Origin of the sequence: Oerskovia turbata, assembly GCF_000718325.1 — a bacterium.
GTDB lineage: Bacteria > Actinomycetota > Actinomycetes > Actinomycetales > Cellulomonadaceae > Oerskovia > Oerskovia turbata.
Genome location: NZ_JOFV01000006.1, coordinates 230,491 through 249,878, shown reverse-complemented (window position 1 = coordinate 249,878; position 19,388 = coordinate 230,491). Strand labels below are relative to the sequence as shown.

General features: G+C 72.3%; 19 protein-coding genes. 8 read left to right on the top strand and 11 right to left on the bottom strand.

The genetic code is table 11. The annotated features are described in order from the left end of the window. Positions 1-6: 6 nt before the first annotated feature. From IE95_RS0108480 to IE95_RS0108460, 5 genes are all read right to left on the bottom strand, one after another. Entirely contained in the window at positions 7-1,065 is a 1,059-nt protein-coding gene (locus IE95_RS0108480) for an iron-siderophore ABC transporter substrate-binding protein (RefSeq protein WP_030151194.1), read from the bottom strand. A gap of 298 nt (positions 1,066-1,363) precedes the next feature. Further along, positions 1,364-2,332, bottom strand: coding sequence for a DNA-3-methyladenine glycosylase family protein (locus IE95_RS0108475; protein WP_240666361.1), 969 nt, complete (start codon positions 2,330-2,332; stop codon positions 1,364-1,366). A 40-nt stretch (positions 2,333-2,372) separates the two neighbouring features. Next, positions 2,373-2,795, bottom strand: a complete 423-nt coding sequence (locus IE95_RS0108470) for an ester cyclase (RefSeq protein ID WP_030151192.1) — start codon at positions 2,793-2,795, stop codon at positions 2,373-2,375. A 113-nt stretch (positions 2,796-2,908) separates the two neighbouring features. Further along, the gene (locus IE95_RS0108465) at positions 2,909-3,499 is read right to left on the bottom strand and encodes a ribonuclease H family protein (RefSeq protein WP_084689980.1); all 591 of its coding nucleotides are present in this window, start codon (positions 3,497-3,499) and stop codon (positions 2,909-2,911) included. Between the two features lie 219 nt (positions 3,500-3,718). Beyond that, positions 3,719-4,096 (bottom strand): FKBP-type peptidyl-prolyl cis-trans isomerase, encoded by a 378-nt coding sequence (locus IE95_RS0108460; RefSeq protein ID WP_030151190.1) that lies wholly within the window; start codon positions 4,094-4,096, stop codon positions 3,719-3,721. A gap of 123 nt (positions 4,097-4,219) precedes the next feature. On the opposite strand from IE95_RS0108460, the gene IE95_RS0108455 reads away from it, so the two are divergent. From IE95_RS0108455 to IE95_RS0108445, 3 genes are all read left to right on the top strand, one after another. Further along, positions 4,220-5,338: a VIT1/CCC1 transporter family protein gene (locus IE95_RS0108455; RefSeq protein ID WP_030151189.1), complete on the top strand. Its 1,119-nt coding sequence runs from the start codon at positions 4,220-4,222 to the stop codon at positions 5,336-5,338. A gap of 166 nt (positions 5,339-5,504) precedes the next feature. Then, positions 5,505-6,782, top strand: a complete 1,278-nt coding sequence (locus IE95_RS0108450; RefSeq protein ID WP_129429524.1) for a hypothetical protein — start codon at positions 5,505-5,507, stop codon at positions 6,780-6,782. A gap of 58 nt (positions 6,783-6,840) precedes the next feature. Continuing rightward, entirely contained in the window at positions 6,841-7,152 is a 312-nt protein-coding gene (locus IE95_RS0108445) for a hypothetical protein (protein WP_129429523.1), read from the top strand. Positions 7,153-7,230: 78 nt separating this feature from the next. On the opposite strand, the gene IE95_RS0108440 is transcribed toward IE95_RS0108445, so the two are convergent. Together IE95_RS0108440 and IE95_RS0108435 are read right to left on the bottom strand one after the other, a co-directional pair. After that, complete coding sequence (locus IE95_RS0108440; RefSeq protein WP_030151186.1) at positions 7,231-8,643, bottom strand: GntT/GntP/DsdX family permease; 1,413 nt, start codon at positions 8,641-8,643, stop codon at positions 7,231-7,233. Continuing rightward, positions 8,640-9,278 (bottom strand): gluconokinase, encoded by a 639-nt coding sequence (locus IE95_RS0108435; protein WP_206053329.1) that lies wholly within the window; start codon positions 9,276-9,278, stop codon positions 8,640-8,642. Before IE95_RS0108435 ends, IE95_RS0108440 begins: the two co-directional genes overlap by 4 nt. Before the next feature lie 130 nt (positions 9,279-9,408). Between IE95_RS0108435 and IE95_RS0108430 the strand changes: the two genes are divergently transcribed. The 3 genes from IE95_RS0108430 to IE95_RS0108420 all read left to right on the top strand — a co-directional run bounded on the left by IE95_RS0108430 (position 9,409) and on the right by IE95_RS0108420 (position 13,189). Continuing rightward, on the top strand, positions 9,409-10,095 hold the full coding sequence (locus IE95_RS0108430; protein WP_030151184.1) for a FadR/GntR family transcriptional regulator: 687 nt from the start codon (positions 9,409-9,411) through the stop codon (positions 10,093-10,095). Between the two features lie 130 nt (positions 10,096-10,225). Continuing rightward, positions 10,226-11,599 carry an MFS transporter gene (locus IE95_RS0108425; RefSeq protein ID WP_030151183.1) on the top strand — a complete coding sequence of 458 codons (1,374 nt, stop codon included), beginning with the start codon at positions 10,226-10,228 and terminating at the stop codon, positions 11,597-11,599. 108 nt (positions 11,600-11,707) lie between these two features. Beyond that, the gene (locus IE95_RS0108420; RefSeq protein ID WP_030151182.1) at positions 11,708-13,189 is read left to right on the top strand and encodes a sugar porter family MFS transporter; all 1,482 of its coding nucleotides are present in this window, start codon (positions 11,708-11,710) and stop codon (positions 13,187-13,189) included. A gap of 40 nt (positions 13,190-13,229) precedes the next feature. On the opposite strand, the gene IE95_RS0108415 is transcribed toward IE95_RS0108420, so the two are convergent. After that, positions 13,230-13,916, bottom strand: a complete 687-nt coding sequence (locus IE95_RS0108415; protein ID WP_030151181.1) for a response regulator — start codon at positions 13,914-13,916, stop codon at positions 13,230-13,232. After that, a complete protein-coding gene (locus IE95_RS0108410; RefSeq protein ID WP_051702903.1) occupies positions 13,913-15,403 on the bottom strand; it encodes a sensor histidine kinase in 1,491 nt (496 codons plus the stop codon). Before IE95_RS0108410 ends, IE95_RS0108415 begins: the two co-directional genes overlap by 4 nt. 127 nt (positions 15,404-15,530) lie before the next feature. On the opposite strand from IE95_RS0108410, the gene IE95_RS0108400 reads away from it, so the two are divergent. After that, a complete protein-coding gene (locus IE95_RS0108400; protein ID WP_030151179.1) occupies positions 15,531-16,340 on the top strand; it encodes a GAP family protein in 810 nt (269 codons plus the stop codon). Between the two features lie 103 nt (positions 16,341-16,443). Then, entirely contained in the window at positions 16,444-17,136 is a 693-nt protein-coding gene (locus IE95_RS0108395) for a class I SAM-dependent methyltransferase (protein WP_051702902.1), read from the top strand. A gap of 80 nt (positions 17,137-17,216) precedes the next feature. On the opposite strand, the gene IE95_RS0108390 is transcribed toward IE95_RS0108395, so the two are convergent. Next, complete coding sequence (locus tag IE95_RS0108390) at positions 17,217-18,689, bottom strand: flotillin family protein (protein WP_030151177.1); 1,473 nt, start codon at positions 18,687-18,689, stop codon at positions 17,217-17,219. Positions 18,690-18,753: 64 nt separating this feature from the next. Continuing rightward, positions 18,754-19,248, bottom strand: a complete 495-nt coding sequence (locus IE95_RS0108385) for an NfeD family protein (RefSeq protein WP_240666359.1) — start codon at positions 19,246-19,248, stop codon at positions 18,754-18,756. Positions 19,249-19,388 lie beyond the last annotated feature (140 nt).

Genomic DNA, 19,388 nt, shown 5'->3' with positions numbered 1-19,388 from the left:
GCGAGACTACGACACCTTCTCGGCGGCGGCCGCGAGCTGCGGCACGTACTGGTCGAGCATCCACGGGATCGACAGGACCGTGGGGGCGCTCGACGCCATGACGAACGACTCGCCGACGATCGGTGCGAAGCGTCCCTCGGCGACCGTGGGCATCGCGGCGATGACCGGGTCGGCCACGAACGTGTCGACGTCGGCCTGCGTCGCGAAGTACATGATGAGGACGTCGGTCTCGATCTTGGAGACGTTCTCGTAGCTCAGCGGGTACCAGAAGGTCCCGGACTCGGGGTCGGCGTCGAGCTCCGCGACGCTCGGCGAGAGCGTCATGCCGAGGTCCTCGACGACCTGCACGCGCGGGTCCCCGGCGCGGTAGACGTTGAGCTGGTCGGCCGTGTTGGCGGCCGCGTAGAGGAAGGACTTGTCCTTGATGACCGGGTGGGCGTCCGACTGCGCGGCGATGCCGGCGTTCGTCTCCTCGAGCAGCGCGTCGGCCTCCTCGGACAGGCCCAGGGCCGTGCCGACGACGTCGAGCTGGTCCTGCCACGACAGCGACCACGGCTCGTCGGGGTACGCGACGACGGGCGCGATCTTGGAGAGCTTGTCGAACTCCTCCTGCGTGACGCCCGAGTAGGGGGCCAGGATGACGTCGGGCTTCGCGGCCACGACCTCCTCGAACGGCACCTCGCTCGTGTCGCCGCCCGAGAGCAGCGTCGGCGTCTCGGCGCCCATCTCGTCGAGGGTCTCGGCGACCCAGGGGAGCACGCCGTCGGCGTTGCCGCCGTACGCGTAGGCCGGCATCGCGACGGGCACGACGCCGAGCGCGAGGACGGCGTCCTGCGTCGACCAGCCCCACGTCACGACGCGCTCGGGCTTCTTCTCGATGACGGCCTCGCCGAGCGCGCTGTCGATCGTCACGGGGAAGGCGCCCTCGGACGCGGTGCTGTCGCCCGCGGGCGACGAGGCGTCGCCGGTGGACCCGCCGGAGCAGGCGCCCAGGGCGAACGCGGTGGCGACGGTCGCGGCGACCAGCGCGGCGGGCCGGAGCCGTCGAGAGACGGTGCGAGACATGGTGCTCCTCGGTCGGTGCTGCACAGGACGGTAGTGCTAGAGGTAAGGCTAACCTCATGACCTGGGTGCTCTCGACGGAGGGGCCCGCGCGACCCAGTGGGATGGTTCACAACGCGGTGTCATCTCCCGGCCAGGACATGTCGCGGAACTGCCGTCGCGGAGCCCAGGCGGGGGGCCTCCCGGTGCCGAACATGCGGTTGGCGTCGCCCGAGCATGTGGTTGGCGTCGAGAATCGACCCCAGACGGACGCCAACCGCATGCTCGACACCGGCGGGGAGCGGGGAGCGGGGAGCGGGGGTCAGTTCCCTCGGTGGTCCTGGATCGAGAGTCTCGGGCCTCGCCTGGGTGCGTGACCTCGGCCCGACACCTCGAGCAGCCGCACGACGCGGTACCGGTGCGGCGCGTAGGGCGCGAGCAGCGCCAGCATCCCGGTGTCGTCGGTCCGTTCGCCGGTCAGCGCCCACCCGACGGCCTTGGCCAGGTGGAAGTCCCCGACCGACACCGCGTCCGCGTCCCCGAGCGCCCGCTGCGCGACCTCCGCAGCCGTCCACACCCCGACCCCGGGCACGAGCTGCAACCGCGCCTGCGCCGCGGCCGGGTCCATCGCGGCGCACTCCTCGAGCCGACGCGCGACGCGCGCGCACTCGACGACGGTCCGTGCACGCCGCGGGTCGACGCCCGCGCGGTGCCAGTCCCACGTAGGGATCGTGGCCCAGGTCCGGGCGTCGGGCACCACGCGCATGCCGTCCGGCGCGGGACCCGGCGCGGGCGTCCCGTACCGCGCGAGCAGCCAGCGCCACGCGTGATGCGCTGTCACGACCTGCACCTTCTGCTCCAGGACCGCGGGCACCAGGGCCTCGAGCACCCGCCCGGTGGCCGGGACGCGCAGCCCGGGGTGCCTGCGGTGCGCGTCCGCGAGGGGAGGCGGGGGCTCGAAGGAGGCTGCGTCGTCGGGCTCGCCGAGGAGCGCGGGGAGCGACGCGGCGAGCTCTCCCGCCCCAGGCCCCCACGCCTGCCCGACGACGTCACGCACCCCCGCCTGCACCAGGCGGTAGGTCACAGGTCCGGTCGGGAAGAGGCTCGTGCGCCAGGTCCCGGCCTGAGGGCCGCTCGGCACCACGCGGAACGTGGGGTCGTAGGGGCCGCGCGCGAGCTTCGCGAGCGTCGAACGCAGGTCGAGCGGCCGCTCGGAACGCACGACGAGGGGGAGCGCATCGGCAGCCCCGGGCCCTACGAGGGCCGGCGCGGAGAGCGCAGACGCGGACATCGCCCCAGTCTCGCACCGCCACCTGGGCGCCCCGCCGGGCTCAGGTGGCGGTCAGCTGCACGGCCAACCCCGCCCGGTCGATCTGCATCCAGTACTCGACGATCCGGCCGTCCTCGACCCGGTAGACGCAGCTCGCGACCTGGACCACGGGCCGTCCCGTCGGAGCGTGGCCGTCGATCTCGCCCACATGGTTCCCCTCCTGGGTCCACCGCACGTAGACCTTGTCGCCCGCAGCGAGCACCTCGTCGATCGTGAGCCGGAACGGGCCGTAGGCCGCGATCATCTCCTCGACGTGCTCGGCGTACTGCTCGGGTGTGCGCTCGACCGTCGTCGGCGCCTCGGCCTGGACCTGGTGAGCACGCACGCGGGGAGCCATGAAGTCGCCCGCCCGGTGCGGGGCCGTGCCCGAGCGGACGACGGCGAAGAACTCACGGACCAGGGCCTCGGAAGCGGGAGTGCTCATGGGTGACATCCTGCCAATCCGTCACCGGGGCCGGTGGGCCACGTCCAGAACGGGGTGGAGGCCGCCACCGACGCGGTGACGACCTCCAACCCGTTCTCGGCGGCTCGCGAGGGTCAGTCGAAGAGCGTCGACTCGGTCCAGGCGTCCGCAGCAGCCTTGGACGCGGCGCTCGCCCCGACCTTGGTGGCCGCACGGCCCGCAGCAGCCGGCCGCTTGGCGGGCACGACCGCGAGGTCGTCCGTCCCCGCGAGCGTCGCCCGCTCCTCGCCGCGGCCCGCGGCCCAGTCCTGCGCCGCGAGGCCCGCGAGCTGGTCGGCCCGCTCGTTGAAGTGGTTGCCGACATGCCCGCGCACCCACCGGAAACGCACCGGACCGGGGCGGGCCGTGATCGCGGCCTCGATGCCCTGCACGAGCTCGAGGTTCTTCACGGGGCTGCCGCCGGCGGTCCGCCACCCCTTGCGCTTCCATCCTTCGAGCCACTCCGACGCGCACTTGATGGCGTACTGGGAGTCGGACTCGATGAGGAGCGGTTCGGCGCTGGGGTGGGCGCGTACCGCTTCCAGCAGAGCCATGAGCTCCGCGATCTGGTTCGTCCCGGAGGCTGCGCCGCCGGAGTCGAAGGTTCCGTCGTGGTTGATCCACGCCCAACCGATCGCTCCACCCGGGTTGACCAGGCACGAGCCGTCGGTGCTGACAGTGATCACTTGTGCGTCCTCGCTCATCGGAGTCGGAAGTCCGTCGCGCCCATTGTCCCCGACTTTCCGGGCCGCGAGGACCGCCGCTCGCGCGCCCGCGGGTGATGTCAGAGCGAGCGTGACCCAGACCTCACGCTGGTTCTGACACCTCCGGCACCGTCCACGCACGGCGCCCCCGCTCCCCACCGCGAACCGGGGGAGCGGGGGCGCCGCAGGATCAGGCCGTGGTCAGCTGACGCCGAGCAGGTCGATCACGAAGACGAGCGTCTTGCCGGACAGGCGGTGGCCACCACCGGCCGGGCCGTACGCGAGCTCCGGGGGGCAGACGAGCTTGCGGCGCCCGCCGACCTTCATCCCCGGGATGCCCTGCTGCCAGCCGGCGATGAGGCTGCGCAGCGGGAAGTTGATGGACTGGCCGCGGCTCCAGGACGAGTCGAACTCCTCGCCGGAGTCGTACTCGACGCCCAGGTAGTGGACGTTGACGGTCGAGCCGGGCTGCGCCTCGGCGCCGTCACCGACGATCAGGTCGGTGACCTCGAGCTCGGTGGGGGCCGGGCCCTCGGGGGCGTCGACCTCAGGACGGGTGCGTTCGGTGTTCTCGGACATGTTCCGATCCAACCACGCCGCACCCCCGCGCGGGCTGTCGGAACTCCCGGGAACCGCAGAACCGCGCGGAAAAGTTGGGGATCCCGAAACCCACGCAGGGCCCTTTCTTGCCATGATGAACGCATGACTCCCCCCTCCACCCCGACCTCCGGCGTGCCCGCGAACGCAGGTGCGGACCGCCGTCGGGCCCCCCAGGACATCCGCCGCTGGCGCCGCTACCTGGCGGACGAGCGCGCCGAGGCCGCGACCTACCGCGACCTCGCGTCGCGCCGCAGCGGCGAGGAGAAGGAGATCCTGCTGGCGCTCGCCGACGCCGAGAAGCGGCACGAGGACCACTGGCTCGCGCTGCTCGGCGACGACGTCGGCAAGCCGCTGCGCGGCGACTGGCGCACGCGGTCCCTCGGGTTGTTCGCGCGCCGGTTCGGCGGGGTGTTCGTGCTCGCGCTCGCGCAGCGGGCCGAGGCCCGGTCGACGTACGAGACCGACGCCGACGCGACCGCCACGATGGCCGCCGACGAGCGCATCCACGAGGAGGTCGTGCGCGGCCTCGCGACGCGCGGGCGCATGCGCATGTCGGGGACGTTCCGTGCGGCGGTGTTCGGTGCGAACGACGGCCTGGTGTCCAACCTGGCGCTGATCCTCGGCATCGGGGCGTCGGGCGCGTCGAACGCGACCGTGCTGCTGTCGGGCCTCGCGGGCCTGCTCGCCGGGGCGTTGTCGATGGGGGCTGGCGAGTACGTGTCGGTGCGTTCGCAGCGCGAGCTGCTCGACGCGTCGACGCCTTCGCCGCTGGCGTCCGCGGCCCTGCCGCACCTCGACGTCGACGCGAACGAGCTCGCGCTCGTCTACCGGGCGCGGGGCCTCGCGCCCGACGAGGCCGAGAAGCACGCTGGCGAGGTCCTGTCGACGTACACGGCCGCGACCGTCATCGCGCCCGCGGTGGAGGGGGACGAGTTCGAGACGCACGGGTCGGCGATGGGCGCCGCGGTGTCGTCGTTCCTGTTCTTCGCGTCGGGCGCGCTCATCCCCGTGCTGCCGTACCTGTTCGGCCTCCAGGGCGGGGTCGCGATCCTCGTCGGCAGCGCGCTCGTGGGGATTGCGCTGCTCGGGACGGGCGCGACGGTCGGGCTCCTGTCGGGCGCCTCGCCGATCAAGCGTGCGCTGCGCCAGCTCGCGATCGGGTTCGGGGCCGCGGCCGCGACGTACGCGCTGGGCCTGATCTTCGGGGCGACGGTCGCGTAGCGGTCCGCCCGCGAGGAGGCCCGACGGCGGAGCGCGCCTCGGTCCTTAGGTGTGGGCCCCTGTGGCGCGGACGAGAGCCCGCGTGCCGGACATGTCCTCCTTGCGCTGGCCGCCGGTGTGCGTCGATACTCGGCGCACACTCGGTGGCGGCAGGGCGCCCCGGGCGGTGTGGACGACGACGATCGGTCGGTCCACCGCCCGCGTCCCGGCGTCGCCGCCCGCCGCAGACCCCGAGGAGACCGCGCTGATGACCGTTGACCTGAGGAACAGCGTGGTGCGGGCGGTCGCCGCGGCGGACGACGGCCCGGGGTTCTTCGTGGTGGCCGACGGGCGGCTGTGCTTGACCGTCGGCCAAGGGGCGGAGGCCGAGGTCGTGTGCGAGCTGCCGAACATCCGGGAGGAGAGGGAAGGCGGGTACTGGAGGGACAGTCCGCTCGCGCTGCAGCTGTACGTGCACGGACCGTGGGTGTGCGTCACCGAGAGGTTCGGCGAGAACGCGACACTCGTGAACACCGTCACGGGGCTGGTGCGGGAGCTCTCACGAAAGCTCCGGCACCACTCCTTCACCTCCTATTCCGTGGGGTTCGTGGAACGTGGTGGTCGGACTTTACTGATCGCCCAGACGGACTTCAACAGGTTGGACATCTTTGACGCCGAGACCGGGGACCTTCGCACCGACCGTGAGATGTACTCGCGGAGGGTCGGCGAGCCGAACGAGGACGGCGTGTGGGAGGTCGAGGAGAAGAACTGGTCCTGGTTGGCAGCCAGCACGCTGCACGTCGCGCCAGGCTCTGCTCACTTCCTCTGCGAGGCCAGCAGCACGATGCACTCGGCAGAGTGCGTGTACTCGGTCAACGACTTCCTGGAGGACTGGGGGGCCAGTGTTGCGCACCTCGAAGGCTGCGGGGACAGCGCCATTCGGCCTCTCACGTTCATCGACGACTCGACGTTCGTGGTGGCCGTGGACGACCTGCTCCTCGGGGGGTTCATGGACCAGGAGGACGCGGTCGAGGAGGGGTACGAGTACAAGCAGCTCCACTTCTTCACGATCCCCTCGCCACTCACGCCGGACGGCGAGGCGAGGTGGCTCGACCCCGTGGCCAAGGTGGACTGCGAGGTGTTCCCGCTCGACGACGATGGCGGCGTCAAGGGCGAACTGCACCACGACAAGGCGACCGGCCTCCTCGTCGCCCTGAGTGCTGACGGCGCGTTCCTCGTCAGGCTCGACGGGAGCGTCGTCGAGCACCTGCCCGGCCTCAGCCCTCCCTTCGGGGTGTTCGACGACGGTAAGGGCGAGGGATGGCGATACGCGAAGGACCGCCGCCTGTTCTACCGTTGGCGCGACGGCGTCGGGATCGAGGAGCGGACGTTCTCGTGGGCGGGCGCCGACGACGGGACGCGTCCACCCGCGCAGAGCGCGACCGCCGCCGATGAGAGGTCTTGAGGTGACCTACGCGCGCAGACTGGACGCCGCCCTTCGAGCTCGTGGCGCCGAGGATGACGTGATCGCCGTTGCGCTGCGGGACGTGGAGGCCCGCGGGGCGAGCGACGCCGCACTCGAGCGCGAGCTCGGCAGTCCGGAGGAGTACGCCCGGGTGCTCGTTCCGAAGCCTCGGGCGAAGAGGGCCGGCCCGATCCTCATCGGAGGAGTCGTCGGCGCGCTCGCCTGGGTGGCGTTGGTCTTCATCGCCGTTCCGCTCGGGTGGTGGACGCTGAGGGAGGACCTGGAGGTGTTGCGGATGTGGCCCGCCTTGATCGTCCTGACCCTGGGGGTCGTGGGGCAGTTCGTCTCCGACCACCTCCGCAGGGCGTGAGCGTGAAGGCGCAGTGATCGTCAGGCCCGACGGTGGAGGCGCGCTCCGCCGTCGGGCCTCGGAATCCCGGGAGGCGCGTCAGACGACGAGGCCCAGCAGCAGGATCACGACCAGCGCCACGACGGACAGCACGCACTCCATGACGGACCACGTCTTGAACGTCTGGCCCACGGTCATGCCGAAGTACTCCTTGATGAGCCAGAATCCGGCGTCGTTGACGTGGGACAGGAACACCGAGCCCGCACCGATCGCGAGGACCAGCAGCGCCGCGTGGGTGGGCTCGAGGCCCACGGCGAGGGGCGCCATGATCCCTGCGGCCGTGATGGTCGCGACGGTCGCTGACCCCGTCGCGACACGGATGAGGGCCGCGACGAGCCAGCCCGCGAGGAGCGGCGAGAGGTTCGCGTCGGAGATGCCGCTCGCGATGACGTCGCCCACGCCCGAGTCGACGAGCGTCTGCTTGAAGCCGCCGCCCGCGCCGACGATGAGCAGGATGCCCGCGATCGGGGCGAAGGACTTGTCGACGAGCGTGCTGATCTCGTCGCGCGTGCGGCCCATCGCGCTGCCGAACGCGACGAGCGACACGAGCGCTGTGATGAGCAGCGCGACGAGCGGCGTCCCGATGAACTCGAGCCCCTTGCCGACGGTGGTGTCCAGGGTGCCGGTCGTCTCGACGACGGTCCGGGCCAGCATGAGGATCACGGGCAGCAGGACCACGGTGACGGCGACCGCGAAGCTCGGGCGGGGGGCGTCCTGGTCTCGCTCGGACACGCCCAGGACGGTCGTGGGCGGGGCCAGCCTGACCCACGCGGCGAGGGGCTTGGCGAGCAGCGGTCCGGACACGATCACGGTCGGCACCGCGACGAGGAGGCCGAGCCCGAGCGTCAGGCCGAGGTTCGCGCCGAGTGCGTCGATCGCGAGCAGCGGGCCGGGGTGCGGGGGCACGAGGCCGTGCAGCGCCGAGAGGCCCGCGAGGGCGGGGATGCCGACGAGGATCGGGGACACCTTGGAGCGGCGGGCCACCATCATCACGACGGGGATCAGCAGGACGACGCCGACCTCGAAGAACAGCGGGATGCCGATCACGAACGCGATGAGCGCCATGGCCCACGGCAGCCGTCGCACGGGCGTGCGCGCGAGGATCGTGTCGACGATCTGGTCGGCGCCGCCCGAGTCGATGAGCATCTTGCCGATGATCGCGCCGAGGGCGATGAGGACGCCGACCCCGGCGACGGTCGAGCCGAGTCCGGCGGAGAAGCTCACGAACGCGCTCACGAAGTCGATGCCCGCGACGATCGCGAGGACCGCCGAGCCGATCATGAGGGACAGGAACGGGTGGAGCTTGAGCCACACGATCAGGACGATGATCGTCGCGATCCCGACGACGGCCGCGAGGATGAGCTGGGTCGTCCCGGCGTCGGTCGTGGGGGTCTCGGTGGCTGCGCGCAGGGCGCCCGCGGTGAGCGGGTGCGAGGCGAGGCTGAGCATCATCGCTCCTCGGCGTCGGTGTCGGTGTCGGTCCCCTGGACGGTGCTGGGTGCACCCGCGAGGTGGCGGGGCGAGCGGGGGATCGTGGGGTGGGGCAGGGTGCTGGTCGCGAGGATCCGGTCGACGAGCTCTTCGGGCGGGGTGCCGACGTCGAGCGTGGTCCCGTCCTCGTCGTCCCCGAGGGGTTCGAGCGTCGCGAGCTGGGAGGGCAGCAGGGATGCGGGCATGAAGTGCCCGCTGCGGTGCGTCATGCGCTCCTCGAGGAGCTCGGGGCTCCCGGTGAGGTGCACGAACCGCACGCGGCCGTGCGCCGTGCGCAGCAGGTCGCGGTAGGTGCGCTTGAGCGCGGAGCAGGTCACGACGGCGGAGTCGCCCTCGGCGGCCTGGTGGTCGAGCCAGTCGCGCATCGCCCGGAGCCAGGGCCAGCGGTCCTCGTCCGTGAGCGGGGTGCCCGCGCTCATCTTGTCGATGTTGGCCCGTGGGTGGAACTCGTCGGCCTCGGCGTAGGGGCGGTGCGTGCGCTCGGCGATCAGGGTCGCGACCGTGGTCTTGCCCGATCCGGCGACGCCCATGATGACGAGGTGCACGGGTTCGGTCTCGCTCCCCGGTGTCGGGGCGGGGCTGACGTCTGTGTCCATGAGGGGTTCCTTGGCCTGTCGACTGCTGCGTCGTGCGCGGACCTCTGCGGCCGCTGTTCGAGCATGCATGATTGGTATCACCTTTGGCAAACAATGGTGTGACCAATGGTGGACGCCGTACGCTCGACCCATGTCCACGACGGTGCTCCACAGCTCGGTGACCGACGTCCTCGGCCAGCGCATCACCGCAGGTCACCTCCCCGCGGGTGCCACGCTGACCCTCGACGGCATCGGCACCGAGTTCGGCGTCTCCCGCACCGTGACCCGCGAGACCATGCGCCAGCTCGAAGCGCTCGGCCTCGTCCGCTCGGGCCGACGCATCGGCCTCGTCGTCCTCCCCGAGCAGGACTGGAACGTCTACGACGCCCGCATCATCCGCTGGCGCCTCGCCGGCCCCGCCCGTGACGCACAGCTGCGCTCGCTGACCGAGCTGCGCTGCGCCGTCGAACCCCTCGCCGCGGCCGGCGCCGCCCGGCACGCGACCCCCGAGGCCCGCGCCGAGGCCGTCGAGCTCGCCGCGCGCATGCGCGCGCTCGGCGAGGCCGGGCGCCTCGAGGAGTTCCTCCAGCTCGACATCCGCCTGCACGCCCTGCTCCTGCGCTCGTGCGGCAACGAGATGTTCGCGGCGCTCACCGACGTCGTCGGCGAGGTCCTCGCCGGGCGCACGCACCTGGGCCTCATGCCGCAGGCGCCCGTCGCCGAGGCCCTCGACGAGCACGAGGCCGTCGCCCGCGCCGTCGCGGCGGGAGACCCCGTCGAGGCCGAGCGCGCCATGGCGGCGCTCGTGGGCGAGGTCAGGGCTGCGCTCGGCGCATGATCTGCGCGCCGGCAGGGCAGCGCGCCGGGTGCCCGACGGCGTCGCTCACCCCGCACGTCCAGGCTCGCGGTCCTGAGACGGTCGCCCCGGGAGACGGTTTTCCGGCCGGTGCGAGGTAGCCTCGTCGGTCGTGCCCCGCCTCGACGGCATCCTTGCCGACACGACCCCGCTCCGCGTCTCCCCGCCCTTCCGCAGGCTGTGGTGGGGGCTCGGGATCTCCAACCTCGGTTCCCAGCTCACGGTCGTGGCCGTGGGGCTCCAGGTCTACGCGCTCACGGGCTCGACGCTCGCGGTCGGCGTGCTCGGGATCTTCGCGCTCGTGCCCCTCGTGGCGCTGGGCCTGTACGGGGGCGCGCTCGTCGACGCGTACGACCGCCGCAAGGTCGCGCTGCTCGCGTCGTGGGCGCTGTGGGTCGTCACGGGGCTGCTCGCGCTCCAGGCGTGGTTCGACGTCGGGTCCGTCGGGGTCCTGTACGGGCTCGTGGCGCTCCAGTCCGCAGCGTTCGCGATCAACAACCCCGCACGCTCGGCGATCATCCCGCGCCTGGTCGAGCCCCGCCTGCTGCCCGCCGCGAACGCGCTCCAGACGATCTCGTGGAGCATCGCGCTGACCGTGGGCCCGCTGCTCGGGGCGTTCCTCGTGGCGCTGTGGGGCTACCCGGTCGCGTACACGATCGACGTGGTGCTGTTCGCGGCGGCACTGTGGGCGGTGTGGCGGCTGCCGTCGATCCCGCCGGTCCTCACGAGCGACGTGTCAGAACCAGCGAGCACCCCGGGTCACGGTGGTTCTGACAACGTCAGTGGCGACCCGGCGGGGGATGGAGCAGCACCCCGCCGCAAGGTCGTCGGCATCAGCTCGGTGGTCGACGGCCTGCGCTACCTCGCGACCCGGCCCAACGTCCGCACGACCTTCCTCGTCGACCTCGCCGCGATGATCCTCGCCTTCCCGCGGGTGCTGCTGCCCGCGGTCGGCGTCCTGTTCATCGGCGGCGGCGAGACCACGACGGGCGTCCTGAGCGCGGCCTTCGCGGTCGGTGCGGTGCTCGCCGGGGTGTTCTCCGGGGCGCTGTCGCGCGTGCGCTGGCAGGGGCTGGTGATCGCGTGGGCCATCACGGCGTGGGGGCTGTCGATCGCGGCGTTCGGTGCCGTGCTGCTCGTCGTCGGGCGGACCGAGCCCTCCCACGTGCTCGTGGGCGGGCTCGTCGCGGCGTGCGTCGCGCTCGCCCTCGCGGGGGCCTCCGACGCGGTGAGCGCGGTCTTCCGCCAGACGATCCTGCAGACCGCGACACCCGACGACATGCGCGGCCGCCTCCAGGGCGTGTTCATCGTGGTCGTCGCGGGCGGGCCCCGGCTCGGCGAGGTCGTGCTCGGTGCGCAGGCGAGCTGGTTCGGCGAGGCGTGGGCCGCGGTCGCGGGCGGCCTGGCCTGCGTCGTCGTGGTGTGGCTGATCCTGCGGGCGCAGCCGCGCTTCCTGAGGTACGACGCGCTGCACCCCGAGCCGTAGGGCGCCCTGCACCGGTGAGCGCCGTGACTCTCACCACGGTCCCTCACCGCGCGTCCACGCCCTCTCCTCACTATCGTCGAAGGACAACCTGACACGGAGGGGGTCGTCATGACCAGCAACGACGCGGGAGCGGCTGGGGACGCACAGACCCGGGCCGATCGGCTGAACAAGAGAGTCATCGGGATCAGCCTGGCAGCCGCACTCGGTGGCTTCCTGTTCGGGTTCGACACGGCGGTCATCAACGGGGCCGTCGACGCCCTGTCCGACCAGTTCGAGCTCAACGCGGCCATCACGGGGTTCGCGGTCTCGTCGGCGCTCATCGGCTGTGCGGTGGGTGCCTGGTTCGCGGGCCCGGTCGCGAACAAGATCGGCCGCGTCAAGGTCATGCTCATCGCGGCGGCACTGTTCTTCGTGTCGGCGCTCGGGTCAGGTCTCGCGTTCTCGGTGGTGGACCTGATCGTGTGGCGCGTGGTGGGCGGCCTCGGCGTCGGTGCCGCGTCGGTCATCGCGCCCGCGTACATCGCGGAGGTGTCCCCGGCGCGCATCCGTGGGCGGCTCGGGTCGTTGCAGCAGCTCGCGATCGTGACCGGCATCTTCGCCGCGCTCCTGTCGGACGCCGCGTTGGCGGGGGCCGCGGGGGGCGCGTCGAACGTCCTGTGGCTGGGCCAGGAGGCGTGGCGCTGGATGTTCATGGCGGAGGCTGTCCCTGCCGTCGTCTACGGCGTGTTCGCTCTGCGCATCCCGGAGTCGCCGCGCTACCTGGTGGCGAAGGGCGAGACGAAGAAGGCCGCGGAGGTCCTGCGGGAGTTCACGGGGGTCGAGGACGTCGACCACAAGATCGCGGACATCGAGAACTCCCTCACGTCCGACACCAAGGCGTCACTCAAGGACCTGAAGGGCACGCGCCTGGGTCTCAAGCCGATCGTCTGGGTCGGCATCCTGCTCTCGGTCTTCCAGCAGTTCGTCGGCATCAACGTGATCTTCTACTACTCGACGACGCTGTGGCGGTCGGTCGGGTTCTCGGAGGACGACGCGCTGCTGACCTCGGTCATCACGTCGATCACGAACATCGTGGTGACGATCGTCGCGATCCTGCTGATCGACCGGGTCGGCCGCCGCTTCCTGCTTCTTGCGGGGTCGAGCGGGATGTTCGTCTCGCTCGGCATGATGGCCATCGCGTTCACGCAGGCGACCCTGACCACGGCCTCGGACGGCACGACGTCGGCGTCGCTCGACGGCGCCTGGGCCACGGTCGCGCTCGTCGCGGCGAACGCGTTCGTGGTGTTCTTCGGGGCGTCGTGGGGGCCGGTCGTCTGGGTGCTGCTGGGCGAGATGTTCCCCAACCGCATCCGTGCGAGCGCGCTCGCGGTGGCCGCTGCGGCGCAGTGGGTCGCGAACTTCGCGATCTCGACGACCTTCCCCGTGCTGGCCGACATCGGCCTGAGCTTCGCGTACGCGTTCTACGCGTTCTTCGCGCTGCTGTCGCTGTTCTTCGTCTTCCACAAGATCCCGGAGACGCGCGGCAAGGAGCTCGAGGACATGCGCGACGACTTCGTCATCAAGCGCGGCCACATCGTCGAGCCGGGCTGACCCACGTCCTCGCCCGGCCCCGCCGAGGAAGCAGCGATCGTCACGCGAGCCCCGTGTCCCGCGCGACGATCGCTGCCTGCATGCGGGTCGTGACCTGGAGCTTGGCGAGCACGCGCGACACGTGCGTCTTCGCGGTGGCCTCGCTGATGACGAGCTCGTCGGCGATGCCCTGGTTGGACAGCCCGCGCCCCAGGGCTGCGAGCACGTCCGTCTCGCGCGGCGTCAGGTCGGACAGTCGCGGGTCGCCCGGCGTCCCCGTGCCCGACGACGCCGCTCCCCCCGGGAGGTGAGCGGCGCCGTCGGGCCGTGGGGCGGACGCGAACGCGGCGAGCAGACGGCGCGTGACCTCCGGTGCGAGGACGCCGTCCCCGGCCGCGACGCGACGGACCGCGTCGATGAGCGCGGCGGGCTCCGCAGACTTGAGCAGGAACCCCGCCGCCCCCGCGCGCAAGGCCTCGTCGACGTACTCGTCGAGGTCGAACGTCGTGAGGACGAGGACCTCGGCGAGCCGTTCGGACACGATCGTGCGCGTGGCCTCGATGCCGTCGACACCCGGCATGCGCAGGTCCATGAGGACGACCTCGGGGCGCAGGGCACGGGCGTTCGTGATCGCGGCGGCGCCGTCGGCGGCCTCGCCCACGACCTCGACGTCCAGCGCGGAGTCGAGCAGGAAACGCAGGCCGGCGCGGATCGCGGCATGGTCGTCGGCGAGCAGGACACGGATCATGCGAGGGCTCCAGGATCGTGGCGGGTGGCAGAGGACGGGGACGGACCCCGCAGCGGCAGGTCGGCCCGGACGGTCCACACGTCGCCCACGCCACCCGGGCCCGCACGGAACGTGCCGCCGAGCGCCTCGGCCCGTTCGCGCATCGTGAGCAGACCGGTGCGGGCGCTCAGGGGCGGGGGCAACGGCCCGCGCGTCGCGGTCAGGGTGCTCGTGACCTCGACCGTGAGGACCTGCTCCGCCAGCCCGAGCACGACCCGCACACGGCCCCCCGGCGCGTGCTTGGCCGCGTTCGTCAGGGCCTCCTGCACGATCCGGTGCGCGGCCTGGTCGAGGGCCGACGGCAGATGCGCAGAGCGGGCGCCGTCGGGGTCCTCGACCTCGACCGCGAGCCCCTGGGCGCACGCGGACGAGATCACGTCGTCGAGCCCGGCGAGGCGTGCGGGAGCCGCGACGGCCTCGCCCGCGAGCACCGTGCCGTGCGGTGCGTCGCGGCCGTGCGGCACGTCACGGGTCGCGGGGCCGACCGGGTTCCCGTCGCGCGGCAGGTCCGAGCGCAGCAGCAGGATCATGGCCCGCATCTCCTCGAGCGACGTGATGCTGCTCGACCGCACGAGCTCGAGCGCCCCCCGGTCCCTCACCGCGTCGGGGGGCGACGCGAGCGCGGCCCCCGAGTGGATCGCGATGGCCGACAGGTGCGACGCGATGACGTCGTGCAGGTCGCGCGCCATCGCCGCACGCTCGGCCCGCACGGCCTCGTGCTGACCGAGCTCGGCGATCTGCTCCAGGTCGGCGGCGCGCTGCGCCTCGAGATCCGCACGCTGCGCCTCCAGGTCTGCGCGCTCGGCCGAGAGCGCGGCGAGGTCGGTCTTCTGGCGCACGTTCGCGGCCCACCACAGGGGCGTCGCGATGATCGCCGCCGCCTGGATGCCGCCGAGGGCGAAGCCCTGCACGTCCCGGAAGTGCTCGCCCGTGGCCACCGCGGCCACGGCGACGAGCAGCGTCACGACGACGTTGACCACCGTCCGCAGGCGTCTGCTCCCGTAGAGGCCGCACGCGAACAACACGTCCCACAGGACCAGGAGGATGCTCAGGCTGCCGCCGATCAGGAAGTCGGCGACGACCACCAGGGTGCCCCCCACGAGGGCGAGGGCCGTGCGGCGGCGCTTGACGAGCAGGACCAGGCAGCCGACCGCGAGCGGCACGACGTGCCACCACCGGTTCGCCGGCTGCACGAGCGCCGGCACGGACCAGACCGAGACCACCCCGACCGCGAGCAGAGCGACCCCGACGAGGAACGTCCCGGCCGCGCCGTACGGGTCCCCGGCAGGACCGTCGTCGCGGAACCCCGCGTCGATCCGGCGCACGACCCGCTGCACGTGCGAAGCAAGGCTCGGTCCCGTCGCTGGTGCCGGCGCCGTCGCCGGCGCCGCGTCGGCGCGTGCGGTCGGGGCCTCGGTGTCGGCGGCCGTGGGCAGGGGGTCGGGCACGCCCCCATCACAGCACAGCGACCCGGGCCCGGGATCGCCCGAACGATGTACGGCGCGGCGCCCGCCGACCCCAGGATCACTCGTCCGCCCGACGACGCCGCCCGCCGCAGCGCACGAACCTTGCGGCATGGAACTCCTGCCTCTTCTCGGCGCGCTCGTCGTCCTGGCCCTCGTCGACTCGACGAGCTTCGGGACCCTCCTCATCCCCGTCTGGCTCCTCATGACCCCGGGGCGGGTGCGCGTCGCACGCCTGCTCGTGTACCTGGGCACGATCGCCGGGTTCTACCTCGTGGTCGGGGTCGTCCTCGCGCTCGGAGCGGGGGCCTTCGCCGACGGGTTCGGCGAGCTCTTCGAGACACGGCCCGCCCGGCTGATCGAGCTGCTCGGAGGGGTCGCTCTCGTCGCCTACAGCTTCCGCCTCGACCGGCGCTCGAAGGAGCCGTCGAACGGTCAGGGTCGCGTCCTGCGGTGGCGAGCCCGCGCCATGGGGGCGTCGAACGCGACGGGAGCGGCGCCGTCGGGCCTCACACCCCTGCCCGACGGCGCAGCGCACCCCGTTCCCGGCACGCACCCGGGCGTGGCGACCACACCCCGCACCGGCTCCGTGACCGCGCTCATGGGGCTGGCGCTCGCAGCCGCCGCGATCGAGCTCGCGTCGATGCTGCCGTACCTCGCAGCGATCGGGATGCTCACCCGCTCGGACCTCGGGTGGCCCGGGACCGCGGTCGTCCTCGCGGGGTACTGCCTCGTGATGGTGCTGCCCGCGCTGGTGCTCCTGGCGGGGCGCGTCCTGGCCGGACGGCTGGTCGAGCCGCTGCTCGCCCGGCTCAACGCCTGGATGACGAAGAATGCGGCATCGACCACGGCATGGGTCGTGGGGATCGTCGGGTTCCTGCTCGCGCGCGACGCCGTGGTGTGGCTCGGCTGGATGGGGTGAGCGTTTGCCGGAACGGCAACGGCGCTTGCGCGCGGGCCGGGCGAGGGCCCATGGTCGGGAGGACGGCCGACCCTGCGGCCCGCCCCGACCCGAGGAGCCCCGCATGACGCACGACCACCACGACCACGGCCACCAGCAGCACCACCACGACCAGGCGTTCTGGGACGAGCGCTACGGCTCCGCCGCGTCGGTCTGGAGCGGCAACCCCAATCCGCAGCTCGTGACCCAGGCCGCTGACCTGACGCCGGGCCGCGCGCTCGACGTCGGCGCGGGCGAAGGCGCCGACTCGGTGTGGCTCGCGCGCCGGGGGTGGGACGTCGTCGGGCTCGACATCTCCCCGGTGGCGCTCGGGAAGGCGGCGGCGCACGCGGTCGTCGCCGGCGTCGCCGACCGCATCGAGTGGCGCCAGGCCGACCTCGTCGAGTGGGTGCCGGGCGACGAGCGCTTCGACCTCGTCACGGTCCACTTCATGCACCTGCCGGCCGACCTGCGCCGCCAGGTCTTCCCACGCCTCGCCCACGCCGTGGCACCGGGCGGGCGGCTGCTCGTCGTCGGGCACCACCCCGAGGACCACGAGACGGTCCGCCGCGAGTTCGACGAGCACTTCTTCTACACGGGCGACGACCTCCTGGGCGAGCTCGACCTCGACGGCTGGACGGTCGAGACCGACGACGCGCCCACGCGCGAGACGACCGGCCCCGACGGGGAGCCCACCACGATCCGCGACACGGTGCTGCGCGTGCGGCGCCCGTCCCAGCACCAGGCCCAGCGTCAGGCCCAGCGTCCGTCGAGGTAGAGCCGTGGATGCCGAGGTAGAGCCGACAGGGCTCTACCTCGGCACGACGGCTCTACCTCGACACCTCGCCGTGCGGGACGTCAGCTGGACGACGCGGCCGAACCGTTCGACGCCGGCTGACCGCTCAGGTGCCCGCCCGCGAGCCCGGCGATGAGCTGGTTGATGTCGACGCCCGTGAGCTGCTTGATGACCTGCTGGCCCTCGCCCAGCACCGAGGCGACGTTCTTGGTGACCGCGCTCGCGCCGTCGGTCGAGATGACGGTCATGCCCTGGATCTTGCCGATGGGCTCTGCCGCGGCACGGACGATCTCCGGCAGGCGCTCGATGAGCTCCTGGACCAGGGCCGCCTCGCCGTACTTCTTGAGCGCCTCGGCCTTGGCGTCCGTGGCGACGGCCTCTGCGCGTCCCTCGGCCTCGACCGCGAACGCCCGTGCCTCACCCTCGGCCTTGATACCGACGGCCAGGGCGACCTGGCGGTCACGCTCAGCCTCACCGGCGCGGCGGACGGCCTCGGCGGACGCCTCGGCGTCCTGGATCGCGGCGGTCTTGTTGGCCTCGGCGATCGTGGTGCGCTTGTACGCGTCGGCCTCGGTCGCGGCGTTCGACGAGTCGCGCTGCGCGTTGGCGCGCTGGACCTCGGCGTAGGCCGCGGCCTCGGCCGGCTTGCGGATCTCGATGTCGAGGCGCTCCTGCGTCACACGGGCCTGCTCGGCGAGGGCCTCTCGCTCCTCGACCGCGACCAGGCGCTCCTGCTCGGCGCGGGCGAGCTGACCCGCGGCCTCGGCCTCGGCGTTGGCCTTGTCGGTCTCGGCCTTGATGACGGCGCGCTTGAGGTCGAGAGCCTTCTGGCGCTCGGCGATCTGCTCGGCGGCGTCGATCGCGGCGAACTCCGACGCGCGCTGGGCCTCGGCCTCGGAGACCTCGGCGACCTGGCGGGCGCGAGCGGCCTCGGCGCGACCGAGGTTCGCGAGGTAGTCGGAGCCTGGCGTCGAGATGTCGGAGATGTTGAGCAGGTCGACCTGCAGGCCCTGCTCCGAGAGGTCCGTCTTGGTGGACTCGACGACGCGGTCCGAGAGGCCCTTGCGGTCGGAGATGATCTGCTCGATCGTCATGTCGCCCACGATCGAGCGCAGCGAGCCCTCGAGGGACTCCTTGATGATCTCGGTCAGGGTGCCCTGCTGGGACAGGAAGCGCTGGGCCGCGCGGCGCACGCCCTCCTCGTCACCGCGGACCTTGAAGTTGATCGAGGCCTTGATCGCGATCTTGATGCGGTTCTTGTCGACGCCCTCGACCGTGATGCCGATCTGGCGCTGCTCGAGCGAGATGGAGAAACCCTGCTGGAGGATGGGCCACACGAACGTGCGGCCGCCCGTGACGACGCGCTGGCCGGTGCCCGCGGCCTCCTTGCGACCCGCGCCGCGCCCGACGATGATCAGGGCCTCGTTCGGGGGGACGCGACGGATGCGCTTGGCGATGAAGGTGATGATCGCGAAGAGTGCGATGACCAGGGCGATCGTGGCGATGATGCCGACGAGGTTGGGATCTTCGAGCATGTCGGTACGCGCCTGCGGCGCGACTCCTTTCGGTGGCGGGTCGTGCGTGCGGGTCGTGCGGGTGTCAGTCGTTGGGGAAGTACCGCCGGACGCGCACGCGCGTCCCGGACTGCTCGAGGACGACGACGCGGGCCCCCGTGGGGATCGGCTCGTCGGCCCAGGCGAGGCGTCGTTCGAGCTCGTGCGCGGCGTCGAGCGAGACCTCTCCGGTCGCGGGCGAGATGTCGCTCGTCGCGGTGCCCTGGACGCCGACGAGCGAGACGGGGACGGCGTCGTCGGACGCGCGGAGCTTGGTCGTGAGCACGGCCACGAGGAGGATCGCGAGGGCCGCGAGGACCGCGGAGCCCACGTACGCGAGCACGACGGGCAGGTCGTTCGAGACGACGATCGCCCCGGTCGCGCCGAACACGATCGCCCCGACGCCGAGCGAGGTCCCCGAGACGGCGCCGTCGCCGAGCTCGATGAACTCCCCGAGGATCATCGAGATCAGGACGAGCGCGAGCCCGACGATGCCGACGACGACGAACGTGATCACCGCATACCCCCCAGGGTCGGTCACGTCGCGCCGCCGAGCATGGGCCGCCCGAACACTTGACGTGATCGTGAACTTGACCGAACTCTAGCGTGACTCAACCCTACCCAGGGACAAGATGGGCACTACTCCCCATCGGGACCGCTCGTGTCAGAACCAGCGAGGCC